Here is a 10,353-nt window from a genome sequence, read left to right as displayed (position 1 = left end):
GACCCCGGTCCTCAAACGCCGGACGGGCTATAGACAGCCCCGCCGGCGTTTGAGGCGCGGGGGTCCAGGGGCGGAGCCCCCGGGGAACGGGCGAAGGGCGGGTAGGGGAGCGGCCCGCGCAGCGGCACGCCCGGCCAGGGCATCGGCGGTGTCAGACCCCGGTGGGACACTCGCACCCGTGAGCGACCACCCCACCACCCCCTGGGCCCTCGCCGAAACCGCCGGCGGCCAGTGGCACGCCACCCCCCTGCGCCCCGGCGCGGACCGCATCACCACCGCCACCCCCGCGGAGGCGATCCGCTCCGCTCCCCCCGGCACCCGCTGGGTCTGGCGGTCCACCGCCGCCGTGTACCCCCGCATCCTCGCCGCCGGCACCCGCGTCGAGCGGTGCTACGACATCGAGGACGCCGAGCTGCTGCTCCTCGCCCACGAGGGCCGCTCCGGGGAGCCCCGTTCGGCGGCGGCGGCCTGGGCGCGGCTCAACGACGCGCCCGTCCCGCCGGACCCCCCGCAGCGCGCCGCCGAGCCCGCGCGGGCCGCCGCGCAGGACTCCCTCTTCGACGTCGACCCGGGGGCCGCCGCGCCGCTCCCCCTCGACGCCCTGCTCGCCGTGCACGCCGACCAGGCCCGCCGGATCGCCGCCACCGCGCACCCCGACCGGCTGCGCCTGCTCACCGCCTCCGAGTCGGCCGCGTTCCTCATCGCCGCCGAGATGCACCGGGCGGGCCTGCCCTGGCGGGCCGACGTGCACCGGGCCCTGCTGACCGAGCTGCTCGGCGAGCGGTACGCCGGCGGCGGCGAGCCCCGCCGCCTCGCCGAGCTCACCGACGAGATCTCCGCCGCCTTCGGCCGCCGGGTGCGCCCCGACCTGCCCGCCGACGTGATCAAGGCCTTCGCGCAGGCCGGCATCCGGCTCGGGTCCACCCGCCGCTGGGCGATCCAGGAGATCGACCACCCCGCCGTCGCGCCGCTCCTGGAGTACAAGAAGCTGTACCGGATCTACACCGCCCACGGCTGGTCCTGGCTCGCGGACTGGGTCCGGGGCGGCCGCTTCCGCCCCGAGTTCATCCCCGGCGGCACCCTCACCGGCCGCTGGGTCACCAACGGCGGCGGGGCCCTGCAGATCCCCAAGGTGATCCGCCGGGCGGTCGTCGCCGACCCGGGGTGGCGGCTCGTCGTGGCCGACGCCGACCAGATGGAGCCGCGCGTCCTCGCCGCGATCTCCCGCGACCCGGCGTTCATGGAGGTGGCCGGGCGTCCCGAGGACCTCTACACGGCCGTGTCCCGCCAGGGTTTCTCCGGCGACCGCGACAAGGCCAAGATCGCCGTGCTCGGCGCGGTCTACGGCCAGACCTCCGGGGACGGCCTGAAGAACCTGGCCGCGCTGCGCCGCCGCTTCCCCCGCGCCGTCGCGTACGTGGACGACGCGGCCCGCGCGGGCGAGGAGGGGCGGCTCGTACGGACCTGGCTGGGCCGCACCTGCCCGCCGCCCGTCGGCGCCGCCGAGGCCGACGAGGCCGGCATCCCGCAGGAGCAGGAGCCGGAGCGCGCCGACTCCGAGGTGACCGGGTGGACCCCGTCCTACGCCTCCGCCAACACCCGCGCCCGCGGGCGGTTCACCCGCAACTTCGTCGTGCAGGGCAGCGCCGCCGACTGGGCCCTGCTGATGCTGGCGGCGCTGCGGCAGGCCACCGCCGGGATGCGGGCGGAGCTGGTGTTCTTCCAGCACGACGAGGTGATCGTGCACTGTCCCGCCGAGGAGGCGGAGGCCGTCGTCGAGGCGGTCCGCGCCGCCGGGGACCGGGCGGGCCGGATCACCTTCGGGGACACCCCGGTCCGCTTCCCGTTCACCACGGCGGTGGTGGAGTGCTACGCCGACGCGAAATGAACCCGTCCCGTCAGCGCCCGTAGACGTCCCTCCAGTGCCGGTTCAGCGCGACCTCCTTGACCTGCTCCGCGGTGAGCGCGGGCGCCGTGCGGCTCGCCGGACCCGTCTGCTTGGGCGCGTTGTACGCGGAGACCGTGATCCGCACCCCGTTGGGCCGCAGGGTGTCCACGGACCAGCGGACCACCCCGGGGGCGTTGCCCTCGGCGGGGCCCTGGGTGACCTTCGCGCGGATGCCGTCGGTCGTCGCGGTGGCGTCTTCGGGGAAGCCGCTGCTGTCCTTGACCCGCTGGACGCGGAGCTCGACCAGGGAGCGGCCCTTGCCGTCGTCGAGGACGACGTAGCCGTAGCCGCCGTCGCCGCCCCTGTCCGCGACAGGGATCTCGTAGCCGCGCAGCAGGGTCGCCAGGAACATCTCGGCGTCCTCCTCGGGGCCCTTGGCGGGGCCCGTCGGGGGGCCGCTCTCCGAGGGTGCGGGCGGCAGGTCCGCCAGGGCCGGGCGCCACTTGTCCGACAGCACCAGGGCCTTCATCCGGTCCATGCCCAGCGGGGGTTCGGGGCGGGTGGGGCGGGCCTGCTTGCTCTGGACCGCGTTGAACTCCTGGGCGTCGAGGAGGTAGCCCTGCGGGGTGGCGAGGGTGGCCCGCCAGTCCTTCACCGACTTCCGGGAGTCCTGGTAGTCGTAGGACTGGATGAGCAGCAGCCGGGACCCGTCGGGCAGCTTCTCCTCCTTGCAGGAGTCGAAGGCCACGTTCCGGCGGTCGGGGCAGGTGGTCATCTCCTTGGCCATCCCGCCGGCCGGGTCGATCCGGGTGAGCAGGATGCCCACCCGGCCCTGGCCCTTGCCGTCGTCGAAGAGTCCCGTCGCCATCGGGCCCTGGCTGTCGCTGCCGCGGCTCTCGGCGGCGGTGAACTGCCCGGCCGGCATCAGCGACTTCAGGATCTCGGTCATCTGCTGCGCGGTGACCGCCCCGGTGCCCCCGCGTTCCTCCGGTCCGTCTCCCGGCGGCCGGGCCGGGCCCCGGCTGGGCAGGGCGGGCGCCGAGGCGACCTCGCCCTTGCCGTCGCCCCCGATCAGGCCGCCGGTCCAGGCTCCGGCCGTGCCGACCAGGGCGAGGGCCAGTACGGAGCCCCCGGCCACGGCGGCCCGGCGGCGGGCCACGAGGCGGCGTCCGCGGCGTTCGCCCGCCGCCACCAGGGCCTGCGGGTCCGGGGTGAAGGCGGCACCCGCGCTCCGGAGGGCTTCGCCGAGCTCGTCTTCAAGGGGCATGGGGGGCATGCGGAACCAGACCTTCCACTTGGTTGGCGGGGAGAGGGACAGGGCGGAGGGGAGGACGGCGCCGGGGAGGACGGCACCGGGGCCTCATTGGCCCGCGAACTCGGCGAGGCTGCCGCCCAGCTGCCCCCGCAGCCGGGACAGCGCCCGGGAGGTCCGGGTCCGTACGGCCGCCGAGGTGACCTTCATCGCCTCGGCGGTCTCCTCGACGCTGCGGTCCTCCCAGTACCGCAGCACCAGCACCGCCCGGTCCTTGGGCGCCAGCCGCCCCAGCGCGTCCAGCAGCGTCAGCCGCAGCGCCGGATCCGTACCGCCCGCCACCGGCTGCGCGCCGTCGGCCGCGGGGAACTCCCCGAACGGGCGCTCCCCCGCCGAGCGGCGGCGCTGGTGCGTCAGGAAGACCCGGACCAGCACCGTCTGCGCGTACGCGGCCGGGTTCTCGATGCGCGAGATCCGGCCCCACAGCAGGTACATCCGCCCCAGGGTCTCCTGTACGAGGTCCTCGGCGAGGTGGGTGTCCCCGCTGGCCAGCAGACAGGCCGACCGGTACAGATGACCCGACCGGCCCGCCGCGAACTCGCGGAACCCGTCTCTGCGACCCTGCCGCATGCACTCCCCCTCGCGTCCGTCTCACCCCATCGACGCGACGGCCCCCGGCAAATGTTTCAGCCGAGATCGTGGAAGTAGACGTGGAACTCCTCGCGCACGAAGCCCTCGGACTCGTACAGCCCCTGCGCGACGCGGTTGTCGTACGCGGTCTCCAGCTGCACCCCCGCCACCCCGGCCTCCCGCGCCCGGCGCAGCACCTCGCGCAGCAGCGCCCGGCCCGCGCCGGTGCGGCGGCCGGCCGGGGCCACGTACAGGTCGTTGAGGATCCACGCCGTGCGCAGGGTGAGGGAGGAGAAGGCCCGGTAGACCTGTGCGAACCCGACCGTGCCGGGGATCCCGGGCGCGTCGGCGAGCAGCACCAGCGACTCCCCCGCGGCGATGCGCTCCGCGAGGAACTCCCGCGGGGCGCCGCTGTCCTGGACGGTCACCTCGTAGAAGTCGAGGTAGCCGCGGAAGAGTTCCGCGGCCGTGTCCAGGTCCGCCTCCCCCGCCACGCGGAGCACGACGCCGGAGGCCCCGTCCGTGACCGTGCCGCCCGCGCCGTCGCCGCCCTGGGTTTCCGCCTTGCCGAACATGCGTCTCTCCTTGATCCGTTCGCGCGCCGGCGTCCATTGTGCGCGGGTGCGGGGGAACGGGGCCCGGAGGAACGCGCGTCAGTGCCCGGTGACGGGCTGGGCGGGCAGGGAGAAGACGTGCTGCGGGGTGACGATCCTGGTGATCGCCTCGCCGAACAGGGTGCTCGGCTCGTTGCCCTCGTGGGCGATGTCCGTGTTCAGCATGACCACCAGCGTCGCCTGCGACCCGGGGAGGTAGACCACCAGGTCCTGGTAGCCCGGCAGTGATCCGTTGTGCCCGACCCACCCCTGCACGTCGAAGACGCCCAGGCCGTAGCCGGCGCCCGGCAGCGCCTCGACCACCTTCAGCCGCTGCGCCTGGGTGGCCGGGGTCAGCAGGGTGCCGGTGGCCAGGGTCTTCGCCCAGCTCCGCAGGTCGGGGAGGTCCGAGACCATCGCTCCGGCCGCCCAGCCCCAGGAGGGGTTCCAGTCGGCGGCGTCCTCGGTCCTGCCCGAGGCGGTCTGGTCGGTGTAGCCCTGCGCGTGCGGCTCCGGGAACTGCGCGCCCGTCGGGAAGAGGGTGTGGTGCAGCCCGGCGGGCTTGGCCACCCGCTCGTCGATGTACCGGTTCAGGGGGATCCCGCTCAGCTTCTCCACCACCAGGCCCAGCAGGATCGTGTTGGTGTTGCAGTAGTCGAACTTCGCTCCGGGCTCGAACAGCACCGGGTGGCGGAAGGAGTACGACAGCAGCTCCTGCGGGGTGAAGGGGCGCCGGGGATCGGCCGTGAGGGCCTTGAAGAACGCCTCGTCCTCGGAGTAGTTGTAGAGCCCGCTGCGCATCCCGGCCAGTTCGCGCAGCGTGATCCGGTCGCCGTTCGGCACGCCCGCGACGTACTTCCCGACGGGGTCGTCCAGCCCGGCCCTGCCCGCGTCGACCAGCTGGAGCAGGGCGGTGACGGTGAAGGTCTTCGTCACGCTGCCGATCCGCTGGTTCACGTCGGTGCGCATCGGCGCCCCGGTCGCCTTGTCGGCGGTCCCGAAGGCCCGTACGTACTCGCCCTTGCCGGGGGCGGAGAGCGCGACGACCACGCCCGGCACCCCGGCCTCCTTGAGCACCTTCTGGACGGCCTCGTCCAGCTTGGCCGCCACGGCGGGCGTGAGCTGCGGGAACTCCTCGGACGCGGGAGCGCCGACGACTCCGGCCACGGGCACCGCGGCCTCCCAGGCGTAGCCGGCCCCGAGGCCGGCGGGAACCACCACCAGACCGATCGCGGCCGCCCCCACCGCCGCGCTGCGCCACCGTCTCGTCATGCCCGGCCTCCCGCTGCCGTACGTCCCTCCACGCTAGCCCCGCCCCCGGCGCGCGGGCGACCGGGGACGGGGCGGTGCGGGAGCGGGCGGACCGGTCAGGGACCGGGCGGACCGGTCAGGGGATCGGGGCGACGGTGACCTCGGCCGTGAAGGCGGCCTCCCCGTCCTGGACGGCGTCGACCCGGAGGGTCCCGGGGGCCGATCCGGGGGAGGAGGCGGTCCGGGCCTCGATCAGGCAGGGCGAGTCGAACTCGACGTAGCGGTGGAAGGTGACGTCCATCGACGTCGGCAGCACCGGTTCCGCCGAGGGGCGCACGGCGTGGGCGGCCTGGCGGGCGGCTTCCAGCAGGACCATGCCGGGGACGTGGTCGACGGGGTGGTCGTAGAGGACGGGGTGGGCGGTGTCCACCCGCAGGGGCCAGCGGCCCGGGCCCTCCTCGCGGCCGAGCACGACGTCGCGTACGTTGTCGCGGCCCACCAGGGCCGGGGCGAGGGGCGCGACCGGGCCGGGCACGGCGGCGAACACCCGCCGGACGTCGGAGCGATCCGCGCGGACGCGCCGGTAGACGGCGGGCGCGATGCAGCCGAAGCGGGTGTCGGCGACGGCGATCTGGGTGCCCTCGCGGAAGACGGCGATGTCGAGGGAGACCGCGGCGGGGATGCCCCGGCGGAGGACGAACTCCGAGCAGGTGACGCGCAGTTCCAGCTCGGCGGGCGTCCAGCCGACGTGGAGCGCGTGCGGGTTGAGGGCGTAGCCGAACCTCGACCAGCTCAGCTGGTGGCCGAGCGGGGTCCCGTACGCGGTGTGCAGCAGCAGCGGAAAGGTCTGGCGCACGGTCTCGCAGAGCATCAGCGGATCGTGCAGGCCCGCCGTGGCGGTGTAGAAGCTGTGGCTGCGCGGCCACTGGGCGGTGATGGTGAAGTCGTGGGCGCCGGTACGCTGCCAGCCCGTGAGGAAGACCTCGGAATGGGCGGCGCGGTGGACGTATTCCCTGGGCACCGTGGTGGTCAGCGCCGGCGCTCCGGCGGATATCGGCCCATGGGCGGTGACGAGCATGTTCCCCCTTGCGTGCACTTGCGTGCGTGTGCAGCCCCCGCGCTGACGGTCGACGGCGGCCACTCCGTAAAATAGAGAATGTTCGTTTTGTTTGTCGAGTGGCTGGTGGTGTGATCCATGGCGGGGTTGAAGCAGGACCGTGCGTTGAGGACGCGGGAGGCGATCCTGCGCGCCGCAGCCGAGACGTTCGACGAACTCGGCTTCCACGGCGCGAGCATCAGCATGATCATGGGACGGGCGGGGGTCACCCAGGGCGGCATGTACTTCCACTTCGCGTCGAAGGTGGAGCTCGCCCGGGCCGTCATGCTCGCCCAGGGGGACTACGTACAGCTCCCGCCGGGCGAGGACGGGCTCCAGCGGCTGATCGACATCACCTTCCACGTGGGCCGGGAGCTCCAGCAGAACGTCCTGTTCCGGGCCGGTGTGCGGCTCGCCGTCGAGCAGGGCGAGTTCGGGCTCCAGGACGACACGGCGTACCAGCAGTGGGTGGAGCAGTTCCACGCCCTGCTCGTCGTGGCGCGGGAGCGGGGCGAGCTGCTGCCGGGCGTGGACGAGCGGGAGTTCGCCCAGGTCCTGGTCGGCGCGTACAGCGGTACGCAGCTGTTCTCGCAGATCGCGACGGGGCGCGTGGACCTGCTGGAGCGGGTCGCCGCGCTGTGGAAGTACTTCCTGCCGTGCATCGCCACGCCCCGGACGCTGGCGCAGCTGCGCGCCACCGCCCGGTGAGCCGGCTGCGGGTGGTGCTCACCGGCGCGACGGGCTTCATCGGGGCGGCCGCGCTCCGCGAGCTCGGCCGCCGGCCGGACGTGTCCGTGCGGGCCGTCGGGCGGCGGCCGCCGGGGGCGGGCGCGGCCGGAGCGGCCGAGTGGGTGCGGGCGGACCTCGAACGGCCGGGGTCCGTGGCGGGGGTGTGCGAGGGCGCGGACGTGCTGGTGCACCTGGCCGGGGTGGTGAGCCCGGACGAGGCCCTGTGCGAGGCGGTCAACGTCCGCGGCACGGCCGCCCTGATGGCCGAGGCCGTCCGGGCCGGGACCGGCCGGGTGGTCCACCTGTCCACGGCCGCGGTGTACGGGCCCGGGCCGCACCGGGGCCCCGCCGTCGGCGAGCTGGAGCCGGCTCCCGTGTCGGCCACCAGCCGGACCCGGCTGGCCGGGGAGGCGTACGCCCTGGCGGCGGGAGCCGTCGTACTGCGGCCGGGCGCGGTGCTGGGCGCCGGGGACCGGTGGGTGGTCCCGGCCCTCGCCGAGCTCGTGGACCGGGTGCCCGGGCGGTGGGACGGCGGCCGGGGCCTTCTCTCCGCTGTCGACGTCGGCGACCTGGCCCGGCTCGTCACCGCCCTCGCGGTCCTCCCCGGGGGCGGCGGCGCGGTGACCGGGCGGGTGTTCCACGCCGCTCACCCCGTGCCCGTGCGCAACGGCGAGCTGCTGGCGGAGCTCGCGGACCTGGGGGTGCTGCCGCGGGCGCGTGCCGACCTGGCGTGGGAGGAGTGCCTGCGCCTGCTGCGGGCCGCGCCGGGGGCCGTGAGCGAACGGCAGTTCTCCCTGCTGGCGCGGGACCACTGGTACCGCAGCGACGAGGTCTGGAGCCTGGCCGCCTGCCCCCCCGGCCCGGGCCCGCTGGCCCGCCTGGCGGCGGCCGCGGCCTGGTACCGCGGGGCCCTGGGGCGGGACGCGGCCCCGGCCTGATCCGAAGGAGACGGCCTACGGCGCGTCCGGGCCTATGCCCTCCAGGACGAGGAGCCAGACGCCCTCCAGCTGGTCCAGCGCGGCGCCCTGGCCGTCCGGGTACGCGCCGCGCAGCGTGGCCTCGGCGCCCCAGAGCAGGTGCGCGACCAGCGCCGTCACGCTCGCCGGGTCGGCGGGGGCGTGCAGTTCGCCCCGCTCGTGGGCCTCCTGGGCGAGCCCCGCCACGACCGGGTGCCACAGGGAGGTCCAGTCCTCGACGTCGGGCAGCTCCCGGGCCAGATGGGCGCTCGCGCGCACGGTGACGTCGTCCCGCAGCAGGCGAGCCAGCTCCAGCAGCAGGCTCCCGAGGTCGTCCAGGGCCTTCCCGCGGCGCCGCCCGGCCGCCTCGTCGAGCGCCGACCGCACCGCCGAGCACCCCTCCTCGGCGACGGCTTCGGCGAGTTCGGCCTTGCTGTCGAAGTGGAAGGTGACGGCGCCCATGGAGATGCCCGCGGTCTGGCTGATGGCCTTCAGCGACGTGCCGCCGTATCCGGCGCGGTAGAACTCCGAGGCGGCCGCCTGCACCGCGGTGTTGCGCGTCCGGACCGCCCTCTCCTGCTTCACCATGTGTCTCCGATGTCGCCCACCCGGATCAGTCGCGCGTGGATGCCCTGCGTGGATGTCCTGCGCGAGTGCTTGGCGTGGGTGCCTTGCGTGGGTGGTTTGTGTGCGTGCGTACGTGGATGTCGTGCGCCGGCGGTCACCCCCGCGCCGCCCGCGGTGGCCAGCCTGCGAAACACCGGGCCCTCCGGCAAGGCCTAGTTGCCAAAAACGTGCCGGATTCCGGGCCTGTCTCGAACCGCGAGACACCTGACGCCCCCTCAACGGGCGTCGTTCCCGCCGACTTGCCGAAGTAGTCCGCCGCCGTGGATCACCCCTGGAAAAAAACAGAACGTTCGCTATTGTTTTTGCATGATCTCAGTGTTCGCCGAGGCCACCTTCGGCAGCCTCCGCCGGACCGACCAGCGCCGATGGGCCGAGGTGTACCTGCGCGGGCTGCTCGGCACGTCCGGCAAGAAGACGGTGCGGCGGCTCGCCGCCGCCGTATCGGACCGGGAGACGGCCTTCCAGTCGCTGCACCAGTTCGTCAACGCCAGCCCGTGGGACTGGGAACCGGTCCGCCGGGAGCTCACGCGCTGGGCGGAGGAGCACACCGCCCCCCGCGCCTGGGTGCTCGACGACGTGGTCCTGCGCAAGCGCGGCGACCACTCCTGCGGGGTGCACCGCCGCTTCAGCCCGGTCGACGGGCGCTCCGTCAACGGACAGGTCGGCACCGGGCTGTTCCTGGCCGGCGGCCACGGGGCGCTGCCGGTCGACTGGACGCTGTACCTGCCCGAGTGCTGGACCGCGGACCCCGTCCGCAGGCGCCGGGTCCGCATCCCCGACGGCATCGGCCACCGCTCCGCCGAGGAGCAGGCCCTCGGCCTCGTGGACGCGCTGGCCGCGCACACCCGGCTGCCCGCCGTACCGGTCGTGGCCGACACGTCCTCGCGCCCCGGCGCGGAGGCCTTCGTCCGCGGCCTCGCCCACCGCGGCCACGACTTCGTGGTGGCGGTCCCCGCGCACCTGCCCCTCGCCCGCGCCGCGACGGCGCTGCCGGGGCCGGTGCGCGCGGACCAGGGGCCGGGCGCGTACCGCGCCTTCACGACCCGCGGCCGCGCGGGCCGGCCCGCGCAGCGCACCTGGATCACCAACATGCCGCACGCCCGGACCGAGGAACTGCTCGCGCTGACCCGGACCCTGGGGCTCGCCCGGGAGGCCGTGCGGTACATGGAGAGCGATCTCGGGCTCGGCGACTTCGAGGGCCGCTCCTTCCCGGGCTGGCACCACCACATGACGCTCGTCTCGGCCGCCTACGCCTACAGCAGCCAGGCCGCCCCGACAGACCTTCCGCAGCACCACCTCGCCGCCCTTACCGCGGCGGCGTAGACCGACCA

Annotated in this window: 10 protein-coding genes; 4 read left to right on the top strand and 6 right to left on the bottom strand. The window is 74.8% G+C overall.

The window, feature by feature from the left end; all coding sequences use genetic code 11:
- Positions 1-178 precede the first annotated feature (178 nt).
- Complete coding sequence (locus ACQKM2_RS10775; RefSeq protein ID WP_427708431.1) at positions 179-1,888, top strand: bifunctional 3'-5' exonuclease/DNA polymerase; 1,710 nt, start codon at positions 179-181, stop codon at positions 1,886-1,888.
- Positions 1,889-1,898: 10 nt separating this feature from the next.
- On the opposite strand, the gene ACQKM2_RS10770 is transcribed toward ACQKM2_RS10775, so the two are convergent.
- From ACQKM2_RS10770 to ACQKM2_RS10750, 5 genes are all read right to left on the bottom strand, one after another.
- Positions 1,899-3,155: a hypothetical protein gene (locus ACQKM2_RS10770; protein ID WP_427708430.1), complete on the bottom strand. Its 1,257-nt coding sequence runs from the start codon at positions 3,153-3,155 to the stop codon at positions 1,899-1,901.
- Between the two features lie 93 nt (positions 3,156-3,248).
- Positions 3,249-3,770 (bottom strand): SigE family RNA polymerase sigma factor, encoded by a 522-nt coding sequence (locus tag ACQKM2_RS10765; RefSeq protein WP_427708429.1) that lies wholly within the window; start codon positions 3,768-3,770, stop codon positions 3,249-3,251.
- Between the two features lie 56 nt (positions 3,771-3,826).
- Positions 3,827-4,345: an N-acetyltransferase family protein gene (locus tag ACQKM2_RS10760; RefSeq protein WP_427708428.1), complete on the bottom strand. Its 519-nt coding sequence runs from the start codon at positions 4,343-4,345 to the stop codon at positions 3,827-3,829.
- Positions 4,346-4,423: 78 nt separating this feature from the next.
- Entirely contained in the window at positions 4,424-5,635 is a 1,212-nt protein-coding gene (locus tag ACQKM2_RS10755) for a serine hydrolase domain-containing protein (protein WP_427708427.1), read from the bottom strand.
- A gap of 115 nt (positions 5,636-5,750) precedes the next feature.
- Complete coding sequence (locus tag ACQKM2_RS10750; protein WP_427708425.1) at positions 5,751-6,692, bottom strand: ScbA/BarX family gamma-butyrolactone biosynthesis protein; 942 nt, start codon at positions 6,690-6,692, stop codon at positions 5,751-5,753.
- Between the two features lie 117 nt (positions 6,693-6,809).
- Between ACQKM2_RS10750 and ACQKM2_RS10745 the strand changes: the two genes are divergently transcribed.
- The gene (locus tag ACQKM2_RS10745) at positions 6,810-7,418 is read left to right on the top strand and encodes a ScbR family autoregulator-binding transcription factor (protein WP_427708424.1); all 609 of its coding nucleotides are present in this window, start codon (positions 6,810-6,812) and stop codon (positions 7,416-7,418) included.
- Entirely contained in the window at positions 7,415-8,377 is a 963-nt protein-coding gene (locus tag ACQKM2_RS10740) for an NAD-dependent epimerase/dehydratase family protein (protein ID WP_427708422.1), read from the top strand. Before ACQKM2_RS10745 ends, ACQKM2_RS10740 begins: the two co-directional genes overlap by 4 nt.
- A gap of 15 nt (positions 8,378-8,392) precedes the next feature.
- Here ACQKM2_RS10740 and ACQKM2_RS10735 read toward each other — a convergent pair whose 3' ends face one another.
- Positions 8,393-8,983 (bottom strand): TetR family transcriptional regulator, encoded by a 591-nt coding sequence (locus ACQKM2_RS10735; protein WP_427708420.1) that lies wholly within the window; start codon positions 8,981-8,983, stop codon positions 8,393-8,395.
- A gap of 345 nt (positions 8,984-9,328) precedes the next feature.
- Between ACQKM2_RS10735 and ACQKM2_RS10730 the strand changes: the two genes are divergently transcribed.
- Positions 9,329-10,345, top strand: a complete 1,017-nt coding sequence (locus ACQKM2_RS10730; protein WP_427708418.1) for an IS701 family transposase — start codon at positions 9,329-9,331, stop codon at positions 10,343-10,345.
- The last annotated feature ends 8 nt before the right edge of the window (positions 10,346-10,353 follow it).

This window comes from Streptomyces sp. NPDC004126 (assembly GCF_050275515.1).
Taxonomy (GTDB): domain Bacteria; phylum Actinomycetota; class Actinomycetes; order Streptomycetales; family Streptomycetaceae; genus Streptomyces.
The sequence above is the reverse complement of the archived record's forward strand: the minus strand, read 5'-3'. Positions and strand labels throughout refer to the sequence as shown.